Origin of the sequence: Mesorhizobium sp. CC13 (assembly GCF_039907765.1) — a bacterium.
Lineage (GTDB): Bacteria > Pseudomonadota > Alphaproteobacteria > Rhizobiales > Rhizobiaceae > Aminobacter.
Map to the genome: position 1 here is coordinate 66,982 of NZ_JARDJI010000018.1, position 21,434 is coordinate 88,415.

17 protein-coding genes are annotated in these 21,434 nt (G+C 65.1%); 10 read left to right on the forward strand and 7 right to left on the reverse strand.

What is annotated here, in order from left to right; genetic code table 11:
• Positions 1-16 precede the first annotated feature (16 nt).
• Complete coding sequence (locus tag PV773_RS20275) at positions 17-1,015, reverse strand: AraC family transcriptional regulator (protein WP_347968093.1); 999 nt, start codon at positions 1,013-1,015, stop codon at positions 17-19.
• A 190-nt stretch (positions 1,016-1,205) separates the two neighbouring features.
• Here PV773_RS20275 and PV773_RS20280 point away from each other — a divergent pair, with 190 nt between their 5' ends.
• On the forward strand, positions 1,206-2,585 hold the full coding sequence (locus PV773_RS20280; RefSeq protein WP_347968094.1) for an FAD-binding oxidoreductase: 1,380 nt from the start codon (positions 1,206-1,208) through the stop codon (positions 2,583-2,585).
• Between the two features lie 217 nt (positions 2,586-2,802).
• Here PV773_RS20280 and PV773_RS20285 read toward each other — a convergent pair whose 3' ends face one another.
• The 5 genes from PV773_RS20285 to PV773_RS20305 form a co-directional block, all read right to left on the reverse strand.
• Positions 2,803-3,564, reverse strand: coding sequence for an SDR family oxidoreductase (locus PV773_RS20285; RefSeq protein WP_347968095.1), 762 nt, complete (start codon positions 3,562-3,564; stop codon positions 2,803-2,805).
• Positions 3,565-3,574: 10 nt separating this feature from the next.
• Entirely contained in the window at positions 3,575-4,387 is an 813-nt protein-coding gene (locus tag PV773_RS20290) for an ABC transporter permease (RefSeq protein WP_347968096.1), read from the reverse strand.
• On the reverse strand, positions 4,387-5,250 hold the full coding sequence (locus tag PV773_RS20295) for an ABC transporter permease (RefSeq protein WP_347968097.1): 864 nt from the start codon (positions 5,248-5,250) through the stop codon (positions 4,387-4,389). Before PV773_RS20295 ends, PV773_RS20290 begins: the two co-directional genes overlap by 1 nt.
• 76 nt (positions 5,251-5,326) lie before the next feature.
• Complete coding sequence (locus PV773_RS20300; RefSeq protein ID WP_347968098.1) at positions 5,327-6,490, reverse strand: spermidine/putrescine ABC transporter substrate-binding protein; 1,164 nt, start codon at positions 6,488-6,490, stop codon at positions 5,327-5,329.
• Positions 6,471-7,613 carry an ABC transporter ATP-binding protein gene (locus PV773_RS20305; RefSeq protein WP_347968099.1) on the reverse strand — a complete coding sequence of 381 codons (1,143 nt, stop codon included), beginning with the start codon at positions 7,611-7,613 and terminating at the stop codon, positions 6,471-6,473. The genes PV773_RS20300 and PV773_RS20305 overlap by 20 nt, the downstream gene beginning before the upstream one ends.
• A gap of 119 nt (positions 7,614-7,732) precedes the next feature.
• Here PV773_RS20305 and PV773_RS20310 point away from each other — a divergent pair, with 119 nt between their 5' ends.
• Positions 7,733-8,548, forward strand: coding sequence for a helix-turn-helix transcriptional regulator (locus tag PV773_RS20310; protein ID WP_347968100.1), 816 nt, complete (start codon positions 7,733-7,735; stop codon positions 8,546-8,548).
• Between the two features lie 38 nt (positions 8,549-8,586).
• On the opposite strand, the gene PV773_RS20315 is transcribed toward PV773_RS20310, so the two are convergent.
• Positions 8,587-9,456 carry a LysR substrate-binding domain-containing protein gene (locus tag PV773_RS20315; RefSeq protein ID WP_347968101.1) on the reverse strand — a complete coding sequence of 290 codons (870 nt, stop codon included), beginning with the start codon at positions 9,454-9,456 and terminating at the stop codon, positions 8,587-8,589.
• Positions 9,457-9,806: 350 nt separating this feature from the next.
• Between PV773_RS20315 and PV773_RS20320 the strand changes: the two genes are divergently transcribed.
• The 8 genes from PV773_RS20320 (at position 9,807) to PV773_RS20355 (ending at position 21,349) form a co-directional block, all read left to right on the forward strand.
• Positions 9,807-11,474 carry a Na/Pi cotransporter family protein gene (locus PV773_RS20320; protein ID WP_347968102.1) on the forward strand — a complete coding sequence of 556 codons (1,668 nt, stop codon included), beginning with the start codon at positions 9,807-9,809 and terminating at the stop codon, positions 11,472-11,474.
• Positions 11,475-11,607: 133 nt separating this feature from the next.
• The gene (locus tag PV773_RS20325) at positions 11,608-12,828 is read left to right on the forward strand and encodes a 2-aminoethylphosphonate--pyruvate transaminase (protein ID WP_347968103.1); all 1,221 of its coding nucleotides are present in this window, start codon (positions 11,608-11,610) and stop codon (positions 12,826-12,828) included.
• A 30-nt stretch (positions 12,829-12,858) separates the two neighbouring features.
• Positions 12,859-14,115, forward strand: coding sequence for a phosphonoacetate hydrolase (gene phnA / locus PV773_RS20330; protein WP_347968104.1), 1,257 nt, complete (start codon positions 12,859-12,861; stop codon positions 14,113-14,115).
• 238 nt (positions 14,116-14,353) lie between these two features.
• Positions 14,354-15,811: a phosphonoacetaldehyde dehydrogenase gene (phnY, locus tag PV773_RS20335; protein ID WP_347968105.1), complete on the forward strand. Its 1,458-nt coding sequence runs from the start codon at positions 14,354-14,356 to the stop codon at positions 15,809-15,811.
• 161 nt (positions 15,812-15,972) lie between these two features.
• Positions 15,973-16,812 (forward strand): DMT family transporter, encoded by an 840-nt coding sequence (locus tag PV773_RS20340; RefSeq protein ID WP_347968106.1) that lies wholly within the window; start codon positions 15,973-15,975, stop codon positions 16,810-16,812.
• A gap of 265 nt (positions 16,813-17,077) precedes the next feature.
• Positions 17,078-18,100, forward strand: coding sequence for a putative 2-aminoethylphosphonate ABC transporter substrate-binding protein (locus PV773_RS20345; RefSeq protein WP_347968107.1), 1,023 nt, complete (start codon positions 17,078-17,080; stop codon positions 18,098-18,100).
• Between the two features lie 74 nt (positions 18,101-18,174).
• Entirely contained in the window at positions 18,175-19,335 is a 1,161-nt protein-coding gene (locus PV773_RS20350; RefSeq protein ID WP_347968108.1) for a putative 2-aminoethylphosphonate ABC transporter ATP-binding protein, read from the forward strand.
• Between the two features lies 1 nt (position 19,336).
• A complete protein-coding gene (locus tag PV773_RS20355) occupies positions 19,337-21,349 on the forward strand; it encodes a putative 2-aminoethylphosphonate ABC transporter permease subunit (RefSeq protein WP_347968109.1) in 2,013 nt (670 codons plus the stop codon).
• Positions 21,350-21,434 lie beyond the last annotated feature (85 nt).

Below are 21,434 nucleotides of genomic sequence, written 5' to 3' on the forward strand. Positions count from 1 at the left end.
ATCGGGAAACCCCCGTTTATTCGAACCCGCGCGAACCCAAGGTCTGGACGCTCGATTCCTCGCGCTGAGCGCGCCAGTACGATGGCGGGACGCCCAGTTGGCGCTTGAAGGCGCGCGTGAACGCCGACTCCGACCCATAGCCGGAATCGAAGGCGATTTGCGCCACCGGCTCATGGGTGGCGCGCAGCCGCTCGGCAGCTGACCGCAGCCGCTGTTTCGCCAGGTAGTGCATCGGTGGATCGCCCATCAGGCGCGTGAAACGATCGGCAAAGGCGGATCGCGACAGTCCGACCTCTGCTGCTAGATCCTCGACCGTCCAGGCCTGGCGCTTGCGTGCGTGGAGAAGAGCCAGCGCGCGGCCCACGACCGGGTCGCCCAGTCCGGCGAGCCATGTACCCTGGGAGGGTGGCAAGGAATCCAGGTGCCGCCGGACCGCTTCCACGAACAGGCATTCGGCAAGCCGGGCCAGCATGGCATGAGACCCCGCATGCCAAGACGTCATCTCCTGGGCTGCATAACGCAGCGTGCTTTCGATCCAGTCGACGGCGGCGCCCTGCTGCACCTCCAGCCGAAGCACATCGGGCAGGATTTCGAGCACGGGATCGCACGGCGCATCGGCACCGAGGAAACCGCACAGGATGTGTGTCCGTTCGCCGCCGCCGCCATGCTCGATCCTGGCCAGTTCGCCGTTCTGCGGTGGCGCGACCAGTGCTGCCGCGTCCACTGCCTCGACCGTGAGGTCGCTGCCGAGCCTGTGGGCATTGTTGGAAGGGAAGAGCACGATCTCGCCGGCCTTGATGCGGAAGGGATCCCGCTGGTCCACCTTCAGCAACAGGTTGCCCTGGGTGACGTAGTGATAGGCGATCACATGCGCGGGCAGCGGCGCCATCAGCAGGCCGACATCGTCCGGTCCGATCGGGGTGGCGGTAACGCACCAGGGGGCCGTGAATTCGCAATCCAGAAAGATGCCACTGCTCAGTCGAAGCGTGCGCAACAGATCGAGGACTGCGTTCATTGTCGCACCTCCCGTTCGGGGCGCCGGGCAAGAAATCCGGCGTTGCGGTCATTCACCAGCCGCCCCGGTAGAGAGTATCATGAATCCACCACCCAGCGGCAGAGTGGGCAGTCGTTGCCAACCGGGCCAGGCCCGAGGCGTCCGCCCGGCAGGCACGGCGGTGAAATTGGTCCTTTCGTAGGAGGGTGACATGGAGGTCCAGACCGACAATCTCGTGCAGCAGTTGCGGCGTAGCGGCTTCAAGGGACAGATCATCCACGCCGGCAACGCGAGCTATGACGAGGCCAGGGCCATCTTCAACGCCATGATCGACCGCCGCCCTGCGGTGATCGCGCAATGCCTCGATGTCGAGGACGTGACAAGCGCCGTCCGTTTCGGGCGGGAAGTCGGCTTCGAAATCTCGGTTCGCGGCGGCGGGCATGGGGTGGCCGGCAAGGCCTTGAATGACGGCGGGCTGGTGATTGACCTTCGTCACATGAACCAGGTGGTCGTCGACGCCGAAAAGCGCCTGGCAATCGTTTCGGGCGGCGCGACGATGAGCCATCTCGACCGCGCCACCCAACCGCACGGGTTGGCGACGACCGGCGGGCGCGTCTCGACGACCGGCGTGGGCGGCTTCACGCTCGGCGGCGGCTCGGGCTGGCTCGACCGCAAGTTCGGCCTTGCCTGCGACAATCTCGTTTCGGCCGAGGTCGTCTGCGCGGACGGGAGCGTGCTCCGCGCCAGCGAAACCGAGAACCCCGACCTGTTCTGGGCACTGCACGGCGGCGGCGGCAATTTCGGCGTCGCCACTTCGTTCACCTTCCGGCTGCATCCGCTTTCGGTGGTGACGGCGGCCTTGCTGTTCTGGCCGCCTGCGGCCGGACCGGACATCCTGCGGCACTACCGCGACTTCATGGATGCCGCACCCGACGAAGTCAGCGGCGGCTTCCTCTATGTCACCGCGCCGAACGAAGAGTTCGTGCCGCAACACCTTGTGGGCAAGCTCAGCTGCCTCGCGGTGCTCATCTATGCGGGGCCGGAGGACGAGGCGCGCAGGGTTCTCGCGCCCGTTCTGGCACTCAAGCCTGCAGGCACGATGGTCGCCGAAATGCCCTATGCCGATCTCCAGTGCCTGATCGACGACCCGCCTGGCTATCGCAACTATTGGTCCGCCGAGCATCTCGGACAATTGCCCGACGCAGCCATCGACCTGTTCTGCGCCCGCGCCGGCGATATGATCGTCCCCTCGCCTTCGCAGCACGTGCTCTTCCCGCAAGGCGGAGCGGCCGGGCGCAATGGCGATCGCTATCCCGTTCCGTGGCGGCGCGCGGCCTGGACCGTGCATCCTTTCGGCCTGTGGTCGGCCCCCGAAGACGATGAACGCGGGAAACGCTGGACCCGAGACATCAGGGCCGATCTGCAGCCCTGGGCCATGGGCGCCGTCTACCTCAATTTCATCGGCGACGAGGGTGAGGACAGGGTGCTGGCCGGGTTCGGGCGCGAGAATTACGCGAGGCTGGTCGCCGTCAAATCTCGCTATGATCCCGACAATGTCTTCCGGTCGAACCACAATATCCGGCCGGAGTAGAGCCAGTATTGGTCTGGGCCACGCCTGCCGGTTCGACATGACGGGCATCCGGTCGTCGTGATCCCGATCGGTTTCGACCGGGAGCTGCTGATCGGCCCCAGCTCGTCGGGCGCAGGCATTTCGACCTGCGGTTGCCGGCTGTTGCAAAGGCCCTGGTTCGCCTGACCGATGGCTTTGTCAGGCCACCAGGGTTCTGACCGAGGCGGGATGCCTTGACCTACGCGATGCTCTCGCCGCCGTCGATCACCAGCGCCTGGCCGGTCATGAACGACGAGCGGTCGGAGACCAGGAACAGGATCGCCTCGGCGATCTCCTCCGCCGTTGCCCAGCGCTGCATCGGGATCTTGGTCCGCACATAATCTTCGATCGCCTGGCGTCCGCCCATCTGGGCGATGAAGGGATCGTTGAAGGGGGTGTCGACCCAGCCCGGGCACAGCGCGTTCACCCGCACGTTGTATTTGGCGTAGTCGATCGACATCTGCCGCGTCATAGCCACCACCGCATGCTTGGACGTGGCATAGGCGATCATCTCGTGGTCGTAGAAGACGCCGGAATTCGATGCCGTGTTGACGATCACCCCGCCGCCCTGCGCGATCATCGCCGGCATGGCGAGCTTCGATGCCAGGAAATGGGCGCGGACGTTGATGCGCCAGGAAGCGTCCATGCCTTCGCTGCCGACCTCCGTCAGCGGGCCGCCGACCTGGATGCCGGCGTGGTTGTGCAGGATGTCGATACGGCCATGGCGTTCGAGTGTGGTGCCGATCATGCGCTCGATCTGGCCGTCGTCGGATACGTCGGTGCAGATCGCCTCGGCGCGTCCCCCGCCAGCGCGGATTGCCTCCGCTGCTGCCTCGCCGGATGCCCTATCGCGGTCGGCGATGACTACCACCGCGCCCTCCCTCCCCATCATCAGCGCGCCGGCCCGGCCGATGCCGGAACCCGCGCCCGTGACGACGGCAATACGATCCTTGAGCAGCATGATGGGCCTTTCAGTGGGAGGGTTTGCGCTTGCGCAGCAGGAGCTGCGCCGCCGCCACGATCAGCACTGAGGCGCAGAGCACGATGGTGGCGATGGCGTTGATTTCGGGGGTCACGCCGCGACGGATGGAGGCAAAAACGTAGATGGGCAGCGTCGTCTGGGCGCCCGCGACGAAGAAGGCGATGATGAAATCGTCGAAGGAGAAGGTGAAGGCGAGCAGGAAGCCGGCCAGGATCGCGGGCATGATCTGCGGCAGGACGATCGACCGGAAGGTGGTCAGCGGCGTGGCGTAGAGGTCGCTCGACGCTTCCACCAGGTTGCGGTCGAGGCTGCCCAGGCGGGTACGCACGATCATCGTCACCAGCGCCATCGAGAACAGGCCGTGCGCGGCGATGATCGAACCGTAGCCTAGCGCGAGGCGTGGCGGCTCGCTTCCGGGCCAGACCGAGGCGAGGAACGGATTGACCACTGCAAACAATTGCACCAGCGCGACGAGCGTGGAAATGCCGATGACGACGCCCGGCACCACGATGGCGGCGCCTAAGAGCACGTCGAATACGGTGCGCGTCCTGATGCCGACGCGGGCAAGACCGAGCGCGGCGGCAGTGCCGAACACCGCCGCGAGCGAGGCGCTGGTGGTGGCAATGAACAGGCTGTTCCTGAGCGCTTCCATCAGGAACGGGTTGGCAAGGGCCTTGCCGTACCACTGGGTCGAAAGCCCGGTGAGTTCGCTCGCATGCCGGCCCGCGTTGAAGGAAAACAGCACGACCAGCGCGATCGGCAGATACAGGAAGGCGAAGACCGCGACGATGAAGGCACGCATCAGATAAGGTCCACCTGGCGGGCGCCCGAGTAGCGGGCCGAAACGCGGTTTGCGATGACCAGGACGATCACCGAGACAAGCACCAGGGTTACCGCGATGGCCGAGCCGAACGGCCAGTTGCGCGACTGCAGGAACAGGTCCACCAGCGCATTGCCGATGAAGAAGACCTTGCCGCCGCCCAGCAGCGTCGGGATGAGATATTCGCCGAGAAGCAGGATCATGACGAGCGAGAAGCCGGTCATCACGCCCGGCAGCGAGAGCCTGAGCGTGACCCCGAAGAAGGTCGACAAAGGGGTGGCGCCGAGGTCGGCCGAAGCCTCCAGCAGCCTTCGGTCGAGCCGTTCGAGGCTGACATAGATCGGCAGGATCATCAGCGGCAGGTAGCCGTAGACGATGCCGAGCAGCACGGCGCCCGGCGTGTTGATGAGCCGTAGGTCCTCGATGCCGACATAGGAGAGCAGCGCCGGAATGCCACGGCCGCCCAGCAGATACATCCAGGCATAGGTGCGGATCAGGAGGCTCGTCCAGAACGGGATGACGATCAGCGCAAGCAGGACGAGGCGCCAGCGTTCCGGCACTCGCAAGGCAATGTAGTAGGCCACCGGATAGGCGACGAGCAGGCAGGCGAAGGCCCCGACCGGGGCGAGGATCAGCGTGTTCCAGAAGGCGGTGGCACGAGCCGGCAGGTTTGCGTATTGCGCCAAGGTCAGGGCGGCCTGGTAGCCGCCTTCCGGCGCCCTTTCGCCGACGCTGAAGACGACGATGGCGACGAAGGGCAGCACAAGGAACACGACCAGCCACGCCGTGGCCGGCGCGAGCAGCAGGGCGGTCAGCAATTTATGGCGAAAGGCGCTCGGCTGCATCCGGACGGCTCCAGGGTCCGACGGCGCGCACTCGGGCGCGGCCGTCGGCGGAGTTGGTTTTTTCGATCTCGCCGGCTCAGGCCGACTTGAAACGGGCCATCAGTTCGGCCCGCGCCGGGTCGGTCAGCGTCGCCGCGGCACCGAACTCGAGCGGCGTCAGCAGATCGGCCGCCGGATAGAGGATCGGGTTGTCCAACACTTCCTTGGGAAGCAGCGCGTTGACGCGGGCGTCGGTGGACGGCGCGCCATTGGCGAGATGCTCCTTGACCGCGACCTGCGGGTTCATCAGGTGGTTGAGCAGCGCGTAGCCGGCGGGCTTGTTCGGAGCATCCTTGGGAATGGCGTAGAAGTCGGTCCAGATCTCGCCGCCTTCCTTGCCGAGCACATAGGCGATTTCGGGGATGTCGCGGTTGAGCTGGGCACCGTCATTGGTCCAGCACATGGTCATCCAGGCGTCGTTCGCGCGCATAGGCGGCTGGTAGTCGCTGGAGACCGCGAAAAGATGCGGCTTGACCTTGATGAGCAGCTCCTCTGCCTTGGCGAGTTCGTCCGGCTTCAGCGAGTTGAACGAGAAGCCGAAATATTTGAGCGCATTGCCGATGGTGGTGAGCTGGTAGTCGTGCACCATCGTGCGGCCTTCGCCTTCGGCCATGGCCGTGTCCCAGAATTCCTTCCAGGTAGTTATCGGCTTCGTCAGCTTCTTGGTGTTCACGGCGAATCCGGTGGTGCCCCAGTTCTTCGGCACCGCATAGACGACGCCGTCGATCGCGCCTTCGGCGGTGAAGCGTGTATCCTCCGACTTGGCGTCGAAATTGGTGAGCTTGGCCATGTCGAGCGGATCGATGAGGTCGAGCTTCTTGTAGGTCGAGATCGTGTAGTTGGTCGGCACGAACAGGCTCCAGCCCGAGCCGCCGGCCTGCAGCTTGGCGAGCATCTCCTCGTTCGAGCCGAACACGTTGACCTCGACGGCGACGCCCGTCTCCTTGGTGAAGTTCTCGAAGGTCGCGGGGTCGTGGTAGTTGGGCCAGGTGGCGATGGACATGCGGTCGCCGAGGTTTTCGGCGGCGCGCGCCGGCGTCGGCGACAGGCCGAGCTCACGGCCGAGAACGGCGGTGGCGATGCCGAGCCCGGTCAGGCCCAGGAAGTCGCGCCGGCCGATCGAGCCGCGCTTCAGGCGCATGAGCTGATGGACAAATTCCTCCGTTGTGACGGGCTGGCCGTCACGATACGATTTCGACATTTTTCGTTTCCCTCTGTTTTGGCCCGTTGTCTCTTGCGCCCGCGAACGCCAGCGGCGCTCCCGGTGCAAAGCCGATGGCGACGGGCTCGCCCGGCTCGAATAGGTCGACCTGCCCGAACTGCTGGTCGGCGGTGGCGAGCAGCGTGCCGATCGCCGGAACCTCGATGGCGTATTCGGCCACGGAACCGAGGAAGATGCGGTTGCGTACGATACCCGTGATCCCGCCCTGTCCCTGCGGCCCGAGGCGCAACGCCTCGGGCCGCAGGCTGATCGAGACGGCTTCGCCGCCCGCGAGTTCGTTGCGGCTGCGCGCGGGGATGACAGATCCGTCGGCAAGCTTGACCTCGAAGAGGTCGCCGGAGCGGCCGGCCACGTTGCCGCTCAGGAGGTTGGTCTTGCCCACGAAGTCGGCGACGAAGAGGTCTGCCGGCTCATGGTAGATTTCGCTCGGCGTGCCGACCTGGACGATGCCGCCGCGGTTCATCACGCAGACGAAATCGCTCATCGAAAGCGCTTCTTCCTGGTCGTGGGTGACCAGCACGAAGGTGATGCCCAGCTCGCGCTGCAGGTTCTGCAGTTCGATCTGCATGTTGGTGCGCAGCTTCTTGTCGAGCGCGGCCAGCGGCTCGTCGAGGAGCAGCACGGCCGGCTTGTTGACCAGTGCCCGCGCCAGCGCCACGCGCTGCTGCTGTCCGCCCGAGAGTTCGTGGATCTTGCGGCGGCCGTAGCCGGCGAGCTGGACCATCGCCAGGGCGTCGCCAGCCCGTCGGCTTATCTCGCGTGCCGACAGGCGCGGCCGCTGCTGGCGCAGGCCGTAGGAGACGTTGTCCTCCACGTCGAGATGCGGAAACAGTGCATATTGCTGGAAGACCATGTTGACCGGGCGCCGATAGGGCGGCGTGCCCGCCATGTCCTGGCCGCGGATGAGGACCTTGCCCTCGCTCGGCTGCTCGAACCCCCCGATCATGCGCAGGCAGGTCGTCTTGCCGCAGCCCGACGGGCCAAGCAGGGCCACGAAGGCTGCCGGCGGGATCGATAGGTCGACGCCGCTGACGGCGGTGACGGCGCCATAGCGCTTGGCGACTCCGCGAAACTCGATGTCGGGAACGGGCGCTGCGGTCAATCGGCTGCCTCCAGGGCGCAAACGGCGTCACTGCCCCGAACGCTAGCAGAAAATCCTGCCTAGTATATACCTCACAGGTGGTATATCGGTGCTATTTATCGAAATGGAGTGGTATCACGTTGAAAGGACGAACCTCCCGTGGCGACGATTTCGGCGACCTGGCGGCGGTGGTCGCCGCGACCCGGGAGGCCAGTGGCGATCGCTTCGGCGAGGCGCTGGTCGCCTGGCTAAGCCGGCATGTGTCCTTCGACCATTGCGTGGTCTTCGGCTATCGCGGGGCAGCGCGCCCGCCGATGCTGTTCGAGACGTTTTCGCCCAGCGAAAGCCACGTCTTCGTCGCCCTCTATCAGGAGGGGCCCTACCTGCTCGATCCGTTCCACCACGCGGCGGTCGAGCGCAAGGAAGGCTTCTGGCGGATGCGGGAACTGGCGCCCGACCGGTTCTATGCGAGCGAATATTTCCGCTCCTACTACAGCCAGACGAAACTCGCCGAGGAGGTGGGCTTCTTCGTGCCGCTGCCCGGCAAGGATGCGGTGGTGCTGTCGCTGATGCGGCTGAAGGCATCGGGACCGTTCGGCACGGCCGACGCGCGCAAGCTGCGCGACATGGCGCCGCTGGTCATCGAACTCTGCCGCCAGCGCTGGCCGGAACTGCCGGAAACGGAACAGCCCGCACCGGCGGAAAAAAACGCGCCGGCGCCTGTCAACGAGTTCGACCGGACGCATATCTGGGAGAGCCTTTCGCTCACCGTGCGCGAGATGCATGTCGTCGACATGGTGCTGCAGGGCCATTCGACCGAATCCATCGCCCGCTCGCTCGGCGTCGCCCCGGGCACCGTCAAGGTCCACCGCCGCAACATCCATCGCAAGCTCGGCATCAACTCGCAGGCCGAGCTGTTCGCGCGCTTCATCCAGATCATCGAGAAGCGTCGCTGAGCGACGGCGGAGACGATGGCTGCCCGCTTGGCCTGTGCTCACCCCGTCGCCATCGACCTGGCGATGTCGAGGAAGACCCGCACCAGCTTGCCACCGCTGCGTTCGCGCAGGCAGATGAGCGCCTCGTCCATCAGCATCTCGGGTGCCGCGATCGGGATCTGCACCAGCCGGGCGTCCTGGCCGAACTCGGCGGCCGAGACGAAACCGACGCCGGCACCGGACGCCACGATCTCGCGCACCGCCTCGCGCCCCTCTGCCTCGATCGCCGGCTTGAACTGGAAGCCTTCCTTGGACGCGAGATCCTCCAGCTTGGCGCGCGTCTTCGAGCCGCGCTCGCGCATGACAAGCGGAAGCAGGGACAGTTCGTGCAGCGACAGCGACTTGGCCCTGGCCATCGGATGATCGGTCGAGACGAAGGCGACGACCGGCGTCGAGTTCAGCTTCACCACCTCGAAGTCGCGGCCGGTGGGGATCTCGCCGAGCACGCCGATGTCGGCCTCGTAGCTGTAGAGACTGGAAATGACCGTCTCGGTGTTGCCGGCGCGGACCGAGACCTGGATGCCCGGATATTTCTGCCGGAACTGGCCGAGGATATGCAGCAGGTGGTGGGCGGCATCCGCCACGATGCGCAGCGTGCCCGAACGCAGGGCGCGCGATTCCGACAAAAGCTCCAGCGCCTGCTGCTCGGTGTCGAACATGCGGCGGGTGATCTCGAGCAGCTTGTTTCCGGCCTCTGTCGGCGTCACCTGCTTCTTGTGGCGGTTGAACAGGAGCACGTCATACTCTTCCTCCAGCTTGCGCACCTGGTCGGAAATCGCCGGCTGGGTGAGGAACAGCATCTCGGCGGCCCGCGAAAAGCCGCCGCACACCGCGACATAGTGAAAAGCCCTGAGCTGTACGTACCGCATGCCTGCTCCCTAGCGTGGATAGGTGATCCCGGGCGAAAAGCCGCTTCGCACCTGTCCTGGATTGCGCCAGCAGGTAGTACCCCCACCCCTAACCCCTCCCCACAAGGGGGAGGGGAATTTCGCTGCCGCCAGCGCCGAACGTCGAGGACATTGGCAACACGGGTGACAGAAGTCCCCCTCCCCCTTGTGGGGAGGGGTTAGGGGTGGGGGTAAACCCCCTGACGTTGCGGCAGAGTATCAATAAACGCTACCGATAGAAATATAGAAACTAACGATTTGATTTATGGCTTGCCATGCCGAGGATGAGGCAGGCGCCACCCTTGCGCGCCGCGCGACGGGAGTCACGGCCAATGCACCTTCTTTATGTCCTTCTGCAGCTGGCCGGCGCCATCATGCTGCTGCTCTGGGCCGTGCGCATGGTGCGCACCGGGGTCGAGCGGGCGCATGGCGCATTGCTGCGCGAGGCGCTGCGCGGCGCAACCAGGGGCCGGATGCGGGCGGCTGCGGCCGGCACCGTGCTCGCCGTCATGCTGCAGAGCGCAACCGCGGTTGCCGTACTCGCCGCAGGTTTCGCGGCGACCGGTGTCATGACCGTCTCGGGCGGGCTCGCCGTCATGCTTGGCGCCGATGTCGGCTCGGCATTTGTGGTGCAGGCGCTGTCCTTCGATCTCAGCTGGCTGGTGCCGCTGCTGCTGTTTGCCGGCGCTACGATGTTCCTCAAGGTAGAAGCGCGCATCGTCAAGCAGACGGGGCGAACGCTGCTCGGCATCGCCTTCATCCTGATCTCGCTGCGCATGGTTGGCGAGGCCACGGCACCCATGCGCCACAGCTCGCTCCTGCCGATGGCGGTCGACTATCTGCGCGGCGATCCGGTGACGGCCTTCGGCGCCGCAGCCCTGTTCACCTGGCTGATCCACTCCAGCGTCGCCTCGGTGCTTTTGTTCATGTCGATGGCGGCCCAGGGCGTGCTGCCGGCCGAGGTCGCGTTGCCGATGATCCTCGGCGTCAATCTCGGCGCCGGGCTTGTCGCCGTCGGGCTGACCCGCGGCCAGGCAATCGAGGCGCGGCGCGTCCCGCTCGGCAACCTGATCTTCCGGGCGACGGCTGCCGTCGTGATCCTGCTCGGCCTGCAGGTCGCAAACTTGCCGATGTCATGGTTCGGCGAGAATGCTGCGCGCCAGGTCGTCAACCTGCACCTCGCCTTCAACCTTGCGCTGCTGGTCGCCTGCCTGCCCTTCACCACGGCGATGGAAAGGCTGGCGCGGCTGATCCTGCCCGATGCACCGGCGGGCGGGGAGGCATTCGACCTGATGTCGCGCCGCAAGAGCGCGCTCGACCGCACCGTCATCAAGATGCCGAGCGTCGCGCTCGCCAGCGCTACCCGCGAGGTGCTGCGCATGGCCGAGACGGTGGAGATCATGCTGCGGCCCGTGATGGAGCTGTTCGAGAGCGGCGACAAGGCGCGCGTGGCGCAGCTGCGCCGGCTCGACGAGGAGGTCAACCGCGCCCACACCGACATCAAGCTCTACATCGCCGAGGTCAATCGCGGCACGATGAGCCAGGACGAGGCGCGACGCGGCATCGAGCTCACCGACCTCGCCATCAATCTCGAACATGCCGGCGACATCATCGCCAAAAACCTCCTGGTGCTGGCCGAGGAGAAGAGCGACAAGAGGCTGAGTTTCTCGCGCGAAGGCTGGTCGGAGCTGACAGCCCTGCACGACCAGGTGCTGGCCAACATGCAGATCGCCATGAACGTGCTTGTTTCAGGTGACCTCGAGGCGGCTCGCCAGCTGGTGGTGGAGAAGGAACGCATGCGCAAGTTGGAGCGTGACAGCCACGAACGCCACCTCAAGCGGCTGCAGTCGGGCACGCCGCAAAGCATCGAGACCAGCGACATCCACCTCGAAGCTGTGCGGGCGCTGAAGGAGTTCAATTCGCTGCTGGTCTCGGTCGCCTATCCGATCCTGACCCAGAGCGGCGACCTGCTCGAAAGCCGGCTTGCCAAGACAGCCTGAGCGGATTCGCGACTGTCATTCGAACATCATCACTCAGACTTATCATTGGATACGAAATAACGATTGTACATATGGATCAGGGGATTCCAAGGTGAGCCATAGGCAATTTCAGGATGACGGCGAGGAGACGAAAATGCTGTCCGAACATAAGCTTGCGGCTCCGGCCCCCTTCCCTGCTCCGGCCCCCTTCCCTGCTCCGGCATTGGGCGAGCCCTACCTGCTCACCCCCGGGCCGCTGACCACCTCCTATGCCGTCAAGCAGGCGATGCTGCGCGATTGGGGCTCATGGGACGGCGACTTCCGGGCGATGACGGCGGAGATGCGCCAGCGCCTGCTCGCCATGCTCGGCGACGCCAACAACGAGTTCGACTGCGTGCCGATGCAGGGCTCGGGCACTTTCGCCGTGGAAGCGATGCTCGGCTCCTTCGTGCCGCGTGACGGCAAGGCGCTGGTGCTGGTCAACGGCGCCTATGGCCAGCGCATCGTCCAGACGCTTGGCTATCTCGGCCGCGACCATGTCGCCATCGACAAGGGCGACTACATGCCGCCGCGCGGCGACGAGGTTGCCAAGGCGCTGGACGCAGACCCTGCCATCACCCACGTCGTCCTGGTCCACTGCGAAACCAGCTCCGGCATCCTCAACCCGGTCGCCGAGATTTCCGAGGTGGTCTACGCCAAGGGTCGCAAGTTCCTGGTCGACTCGATGAGCGCCTTCGGCGCCATCCCGCTCAACGTCAGCGATATCCGCTACGAGGCGATGGTGTCCTCCGCCAACAAGTGCATCGAAGGTGTGCCCGGCTTCGGCTTCATCATCGCCCGCAAGAGCGAGCTCGAAGCCGCCAAGGGCCGCAGCCATTCGCTCAGCCTCGACGTTCACGCCCAGTGGGCGCACATGAACAAGACCGGCCAGTGGCGCTACACGCCGCCGACGCATGTGGTTGCCGCCTTCCTCGAGGCGCTGCGCCAGCATGAGGCAGAAGGCGGCGTCGCCGGCCGAGGCGCTCGCTACATCCGCAATCGCGACGTGATGGTGGCAGGCATGCGCGAACTCGGCTTCGAGACGCTGCTCAAGGACCGCTGGCTGTCGCCGATCATCGTCACCTTCTTCTGCCCGGCCCATCCGGACTTCGCCTTCGACCGCTTCTACGAGCTGATGAAGGAAAAGGGCTTCATCATTTATCCGGGTAAGCTGACGGTGGTGGACAGCTTCCGCGTCGGTTGCATCGGGCGGATGGACGAACACGTCATGCGCAAGGTGGTCGACGCCGCCGGCCAGTCGCTGCGTGAAATGGGCGTCGATACGGCTGCTCCGCCTGCCGCCGCAATCGCCGAGCGCGCCAAGCTCGCCGCCTGACAACAAGAAGATTACAAAGGACCTTCCTCCATGAACAAGATGACCACGATCAACGTCAGCGCCAACGGCCGCAGCTACGAGTGGCCGCGCGTGCCGGCGATTGCCATCTGCCTCGACGGCTGCGAGCCGGCCTATCTCGACGAGGCGATCAAGGCTGGCCTGATGCCGAACCTGGTGAAGGTCCGCGCCAAGGGCACCGAGCGTACCGCCCACTCGGTCATCCCGAGCTTCACCAACCCGAACAATCTGTCGATCGCCACCGGCCGTCCGCCTGCAGTCCACGGCATCTGCGGCAACTATCTCTACGAGCGCGAGACCGGCAAGGAAGTGATGATGAACGATCCGCGCTTCCTGCGCGCGCCGACCGTCTTCCAGGCCTTCTACGACGCCGGCGCTCGGGTTGCGGTCGTCACCGCCAAGGACAAGCTGCGCGCCCTTCTCGGCAGCGGCCTGAAGTTCGACGAAGGCCGCGCCATCTGCTTCTCGTCGGAGAAGTCTGACGTTTCGACCAAGGCCGAACACGGTATCGACAATGCCTCCGCCTGGCTCGGCAAGCCGGTGCCGGAAGTCTATTCGGCCGAACTGTCGGAGTTCGTCTTTGCCGCCGGCGTCAAGCTGCTCAAGGAATTCCGTCCCGACGTGATGTACCTGACCACCACTGACTACGTGCAGCACAAATATGCGCCCGGGGTGCCGCAGGCCAACGCCTTCTACGAGATGTTCGACAAGTATCTCGGCGAATTCGACGCGCTGGGTGCCGCCATCGTGATCACCGCCGACCACGGCATGAAGCCCAAGCACAAGGCCGACGGTTCGCCCGACGTGGTCTATGTCCAGGACGTGCTCGATGAGTGGCTGGGCAAGGACGCCGCCCGCGTCATCCTGCCGATCACCGACCCCTACGTCGTCCATCACGGCGCGCTGGGCTCGTTCGCCACCGCCTACCTGCCCGAGGGCGCCGACCAGGCCGACATCATGAAGCGCCTCGCCGCCATCGACGGCATCGATGTGGTCATCGACAACGCCACCGCCTGCGAACGCTTCGAACTGCCCTCCGACCGCATCGGCGATATCGTGCTGGTGTCCTCGGAGAACAAGACGATCGGCACCAGCGAGCATCGCCATGACCTCGCCGCCCTCAACGAGCCGCTGCGCTCGCATGGCGGGCTGACCGAGCAGGCGGTTCCGTTCATCGTCAACCGCAAGCTGCCGACGCTGCCGAACGAGCCGGTCCTGCGCAACTTCGATGCGTTCTACTACGCCGCCATGGCGGCAGCGCTGGCCTGACCTTCATGTCGACCCCCACTCCGCCTCGCTACGCTCGGCACCTCTCCCCCGCTCGACGGGGGAGAGGAAAGGCGCCGGACGTTCGTTGTCCGACATACTGTCGCGCAGAGGCCTGCGCCGAGTTGACGGGCAGCGTTCCTCTCCCCCGTCGAACGGGGGAGAGGTGGCCCGAAGGGCCGGAGTGGGGGTCGACCGCTTCTTGTGCCACCGTGCCCGCCGACCCGCTGGAGCAGAACCAATGACCAAAATCGAAACTTCCATAAAAGTCCGACACGAGCCGATGCGCATCGCCGGACGCAAGGTCGATGCCGAGGGCGTCGTCAACGTCCACTATCCCTACACCGATGCCGTCATCGGCACGGTGCCGGCGGGGCGTGCCGAGCACGCCCGCCAGGCCTTCGAGATCGCGGCCAACTACAAGCCGAAGCTGACGCGCTACGAGCGCCAGCAGATCCTGTTCCGCACCGCAGAAGCCCTGGCCGCGCGCAAGGAGGAGATCTCCGACGTCATCACGCTGGAACTCGGCATCTCCAAGGCCGACTCCCTCTACGAGGTCGGCCGCGCCTATGACGTGTTCACGCTGTCGGCGCAGATGTGCATCCAGGACGACGGCCAGATCTTCTCCTGCGACCTGACCCCGCACGGCAAGGCGCGCAAGATCTTCACCACGCGCGAGCCGCTCAGGGCGATCTCGGCGATCACGCCGTTCAACCACCCGCTCAACATGGTTGCCCACAAGGTGGCGCCGGCGATTGCCACCAACAACTGCGTGGTGGTGAAGCCGACGGAGCTCACGCCGATGACGGCGCTGATCCTGGCCGACATCCTCTACGAGGCCGGCCTGCCGCCGGAGATGCTGTCGGTCGTCACCGGCATGCCCGCCGACATCGGCGCCGAGATGATCACCAACGACAACATCGAGCTGATCACCTTCACCGGCGGCGTGCCGGTGGGCAAGCTGATCGCCCGCACCGCCGGCTACAAGCGCCAGGTGCTGGAGCTCGGCGGAAACGACCCGCTGATCATCCTCAACGATCTCTCCGACGACGACCTCGCCAAGGCGGCCGATCTCGCCGTTGCCGGTGCCACCAAGAACTCCGGCCAGCGCTGCACGGCGGTCAAGCGCATCCTGTGCCAGGAGAGCGTCGCCGACCGCTTCGTGCCGATGGTGCTCGAGCGGGCGAAGAAGCTCAGGTTCGGCGACCCGATGGACCGCTCGACCGACCTCGGCACCGTGGTGCACGAAAAGGCCGCGACCCTCTTCGAAAAGCGCGTCTACATGGCCGCCGAGCAGGGCGCGGAAGTGCTTTATGACCCCGGCCGCAAGGGTGCCCTGCTGCCGCCGATCGTCGTCGACCGCGTGCCGCACACCTCGGAACTGGTCATGGAGGAGACCTTCGGCCCGATCATCCCGATCGTGCGCGCGCCAGACAATGACGACGAGCTGATCGCGCTCTCCAACTCCACCGCCTTCGGCCTGTCGTCGGGCGTCTGCACCAACGACTTCCGCCGCATGCAGAAATACATCGCCGGCCTGCAAGTCGGCACCGTGAATATCTGGGAAGTCCCCGGATATCGCATCGAGATGTCGCCATTTGGCGGGATCAAGGACTCTGGCAACGGCTACAAGGAAGGCGTCATCGAAGCGATGAAAAGCTTCACCAACGTCAAGACCTTCTCTTTGCCCTGGGCTTGAGCCACTTGTCTTGAGCCGGCAAATCAGATGAGTTCGATGAGGGGGCCTTGCGCTCCCTCATTTGCGTGGAGGGGAAATGTTGATGCGGACTGTCAGGGCGTCTCCGACTGGCATGTCGCCCTCTTCCCTTCTTCGACTGCCCTCTGCGAAAGCCTGATCGCATGTCCGGTTTCGCACTCACCATCGTGCTGGTGGCGGCCTTCCTGCATGCGAGCTGGAACGCCGTCGTCAAGGCGGCGACCGACCGCGCTATCGTGCTTGCCGCCGTGTCTGCGACCCATGCCACGCTGGGGGTTGCGCTGGTACTGTTCGCCACGCCGCCTTCTCCGGCAAGCTGGCTCTACATCTTCCTCTCGACCATCATTCACTACGGCTATTACGTCTTTCTGTTCCAGTCCTATCGGCTGGGCGACCTCAGCCAGGTCTATCCGATCGCCCGTGGCCTCGCCCCTGCCCTCGTCGCGTTCGGCGCCTATGTGCTGATCGGCGAAACCTTGCCGCCGCTGGGCTGGGCCGGGCTTGCGAGCATTACCTTCGGCATCGCCTTTCTCGCTTTCCAGCGGGGGGCCGCGAACGCCGATCCGCGTGCGGTAGGAGCAGCGGCGATCAACGGCGTGCTGATCGCCTCCTACTCGGTCGTCGACGGCATCGGCGTGCGCCTGTCCGACAGCCCGTTCGGCTACATGGGCTGGCTGTTCCTGCTCGAATTCCCGGTGACACTGTTCGTTCTGTTCCGGCGGCGCCACGATCCGCTCAGCATCGACCGAAAGACGGTCCTGCTGGGTTTCATCGGCGGCCTCGGAGCGGTCACCGCTTATGGCCTGGTGATTTACGCCAAGACCATCGCGCCGCTGGGTGCGGTATCGGCGGTGCGCGAGTCCAGCGTCATCATCGCCGCCCTCATCGGCCTGTTCGTCTTTGGCGAAAGGCCCTGGCTGGCGCGCATCGTCTCGGCTGTGATCGTCGCCTGCGGAGTGATCGCGCTCGCCTTCTCAGGCTGACAGCCCGACGTATTTTCGCGCCTCCGGTGCGAATTTCAGCACTGCTGCGCATGCATGCGGCGGCCCTGTCACTCGCCTGTCGCAACCCTGTGCATCGCATAAGCTCAGCCTACCAGATCATAAAAAGAATAGATTTTACTTATTGACCCCCCGTTCCCACTATCGACCATGGACGAGGCGCAAACGGGCACAGGCTGACAACGCGACCCGGCAGGACCTCTCCCAATCAGAACGTGCCTAAGCGATTCAAATGGGAGCCATTTCAATGAACCAGAAGAAAACCTTCGCGCTTGCCGCCTTTGCGACGATGCTCATGTCATCGGCGGCCTGGGCGGAGACCGAGCTCACGGTCTACACGGCCATCGAGGCCGAAGACCTCAAGCGCTACGCCGAGACGTTCAACCAGGACCACCCCGACATCAAGCTCAACTTCATCCGCGACTCGACCGGCGTCATCACCGCCAAGCTGCTCGCCGAGAAGGACAACCCGCAGGCCGACGTGGTCTGGGGCCTCGCCGCCACCTCGCTTCTGGTTCTCAAGGCGGAAGGCATGCTGGAAGCCTATGCGCCCAAGGGCGCCGACCAGCTGAAGCCCAATTTCGTCGACAGCGACAGCCCGCCCAGCTGGGTCGGCATGGATGCCTGGGCGGCATCGATCTGCTTCAACACCGTCGAGGGCCAGAAGCTCGGCCTGACCGCGCCGAAGAGCTGGAAGGACCTCACCAAGCCCGAATACAAGGGCCGTGTGGTGATGCCGAACCCCGCATCGTCGGGCACCGGCTACCTCGACGTATCGAGCTGGCTGCAGCTGTTCGGCGAAGAGGACGGCTGGGCCTATATGGACGGCTTGCACCAGAACGTCGCCACCTACACCCATTCCGGCTCCAAGCCGTGCAAGATGGCGGCCGCCGGCGAGACGGTGATCGGCATCTCCTTCGAGTTCCGCGCCGCCAAGTCGAAGGCCGACGGCGCGCCGATCGACATCATCATTCCCGAGGAAGGCATCGGCTGGGACATGGAAGCGTCCGCCATCGTCGCCGGCACGTCCAAGGAAGAAGCGGCCAAGACGCTGCTCGACTGGTCGGTCTCGAAGAAAGCCAACGAGATGTACAACGTCGGCTACGCGGTCGTCGCCATGCCCGGCGTCGCCAAGCCGGTGCCGCACCTGCCCGCCGACATCGAATCCAAGATGATCAAGAACGACTTCGAATGGGCGGCCAACAAGCGCAATGCCATCCTCGAGGAATGGACCAAGCGCTACGACTCGAAGTCCGAGCCGAAGAGCTGACACTTCGCCACCTCGACAGTCGGGCGCCGCCTCGTGCTGCGCCCGCACCCTTGCCCCCAAGCCGGATGGTTACGATGAGACACGAAACCCTCGCCGGGCAGCCGCGAATTCCGACTGAAGTGAGCGCCATGACCGCCGCCAGCCAGAACGTGAAGCCAGCCTATCTCAAGATCGCAAACGTCTGGAAAGCCTTCGGCGACTTCCATGCGCTGAAGGATATTTCGCTCGACATCAGCGAGGGCGAATTCATCTGCTTCCTCGGCCCGTCGGGCTGCGGCAAGACCACACTTCTGCGCGCCGTCGCCGGCCTCGACCTGCAGACGCGCGGCTCGATCCACCAGGGCGGACGCGACGTCTCGACGCTGCCGCCGTCGCAGCGCGACTACGGCATCGTCTTCCAGTCCTACGCGCTGTTCCCCAACCTGACGATCGCCAGGAACATCGCCTTCGGCCTCGAGAACACCAGGCGCCCGCGCCCCGAGATCGAGGCCCGCGTGGACGAGCTGCTCAAGCTCGTCGGTCTGCCCGACCAGGGCAACAAGTACCCGGCCCAGCTGTCCGGCGGCCAGCAGCAGCGCATCGCGCTTGCCCGCGCCATTGCCATTTCACCCGGCCTTCTGCTGCTCGACGAGCCGCTGTCGGCGCTCGACGCCAAGGTGCGCACCCATTTGCGCCACGAGATCAAGGAACTGCAGCGCAAGCTCGGCGTCACCACCATCATGGTCACCCACGACCAGGAGGAAGCGCTGTCGATGGCCGATCGCATCGTGGTGATGAACCACGGCGTCATCGAGCAGATCGGCACGCCGACCGAGATCTACCGCCACCCGGCGACGTTGTTCGTGGCCGACTTCATCGGCGAGGCCAACAAGTTCCAGGCGAAGGCTGACAAAGGCGCCGTCGGCTTCGGTGCCGCGAGTTTCCACTGCGCACCGCATGGCTTCGACGATGGCGCGCCCGTCATCGCGGCGATCCGTCCGGAGGACGTCATCCCTCACGCCGCGGGCTCGCTCGCCAACGGTGCTGCCGCCAACGCCATCGACGTCACCATCAGCGAAATGGAATTCCTGGGTTCGTTCTGGCGCACCCGCCTGCATGGCCATGCGCTGGGCAACGAGACGCTGATCGCCGACTTCTCCATCAACGCCGCGCGCCGCCTGTCGCTGGTGCAGGGCGGGGCGCTGACGGTCGAGCTGCCGGCCGAACGGCTGCTGATCTACCCCAGGGGCGCCTGACATGGCGATGGCAATCGACACCGCCCTGCCCGTCGGCCGCGCACTCCGCTTGAGACTCGACCGCGACGAACTGATCAAGCGCGGCCTGATGGTGGTGATCGCGCTCTACCTCGTGGTGGCGCTGGCAGCACCGCTGGCGATCATGCTGTCCAAGTCGTTCTCGACCTACAGCTTCAACCTCGCCACTTTCGAGCTCCAGGTCAGCGACAAGGACGGCAACTGGGGCGAGGCGATCACGGCCGCCGCGTTGAACGAGAAGCTCAACGCCCTGCCGCCGGCCAAGCTTGCCACCAATGCGGACGGTCGCCTGCAGGCGACAGCGCTCTTCCCGGACTTCAGCTTCCGCAGCCCGGTGAAATACAAGATCCGCGGCACCACGTCCGACGCCACCTACCTGATCGGCCTCAAGCCGCAGTCCGGCACGGAGTGGCAGGAGTTTACCTCCAACGATTTTCGCCGCGTGATGCTGCGGCCGTCGCGCGCGCTCGGCCTTGAAAACTACGCCGCCTATTTCTCGACGCCGACGCTGTTCCGATCGATCGAGAACTCGGTCTTCATCGCCCTGATCAGCACCGTCGTCACGGTGGGTCTGGCCTTCGGTTTCGCCTATGCGCTGAACCGCAGCTGCATGCGCTTCAAGGATGCCTTCAAGCTCGTCGCCATGGTGCCGATCCTGGTGCCGTCGCTGTTGCCCGGCATCGCCCTGATCTATCTCTTCGGCAACCAGGGCATGCTCAGGGACCTGCTGATGGGGGCCTCGATCTACGGCCCATTGGGCATCGTCGTCGGCTCGATCTTCTTTGCCTTCCCGCATGCGATGATCATCATCTCGACGGCGCTCGCCATCTCCGACCAGCGCCACTACGAGGCAGCCGCGTCGCTGCGCGCCAGCCGCTGGCGCACCTTCTGGACGGTCACCATTCCCGGCGCGCGCTACGGCTTGATCTCGGCGGCCTTCGTCGTCTTCACCCTCGTCATCACCGACTTCGGCCTGCCCAAGGTGATCGGCGGCCAGTACAACGTGCTTGCCGTCGACATCTACAAGCAGGTCATCGGCCAGCAGAATTTCGAGATGGGCGCGGTGGTCTCGGTCATCCTGCTCATCCCCGCCATCGCCGCCTTCGTCGTCGACCGCATGGTGACCAAGAAGCAGGTGGCGCTGTTGTCGGCGCGCTCGGTGCCATATCAGCCCAAGCCCAACCGCGGCTTCGACACATTGTGCCTTGCCTGGTGTTCGCTGATCGCGGTCTTCATCCTCGGCATCATGGCGACCAGCCAGTTCGCCGCGCTGGTCAAGCTCTGGCCCTACGACCTCAGCCTCAGCTTCAAGCACTTCGCCTTCGACCGCATGGACGGCGGCGGCTGGGGTTCCTACTACAACTCGATCCGGCTGGCGGCGCTGACGGCGGTCGTCGGCACGGTCATCATCTTCGTCGGCGCCTACATGGTCGAGAAGACCGACGGCTTCCGCTCTGGCCGCACGGCGTTCCAGTTCCTGGCCATGCTGCCCATGGCTGTGCCCGGCATGGTGCTCGGCCTCGCCTACATCTTCTTCTTCAACGACCCGGCCAATCCGCTGCACGCCATCTATGGCACCATGACCATCCTGGTGGTCTGCACCATCACCCACTTCTACACGGTGGGACACCTGACCGCGCTGACCGCGCTCAAGCAGATCGACCAGGAGTTCGAGCCGGTGGCGGCCTCGCTCAAGCAGCCCTTCTACAAGCTGTTCGCGCGCGTCACCGTGCCGGTCTGCCTGCCCGCCATCCTCGACATCTCGATCTACATGTTCGTCAACGCGATGACGACGGTGTCGGCGGTGGTGTTCCTCTATTCCAAGGACACGACCTTGGCGTCGGTCGCGGTGCTCAACATGGACGACGCCGGCGACGTGGCGCCCGCTGCGGCCATGGCGATGATGATCTTCTACACGAACGCCGCCGCCCGCCTGATCCATCTGTTCCTGTCGCGGGTGCTGATCAAGCGGACGCAGGCTTGGCGGGCGCGGTAGGGCGGGATTGTGTGAGGTTACCCCCAACCCTAACCCCTCCCCACAAGGGGGAGGGGGATTCTGGTGCCAAGCACCTGCCACACGA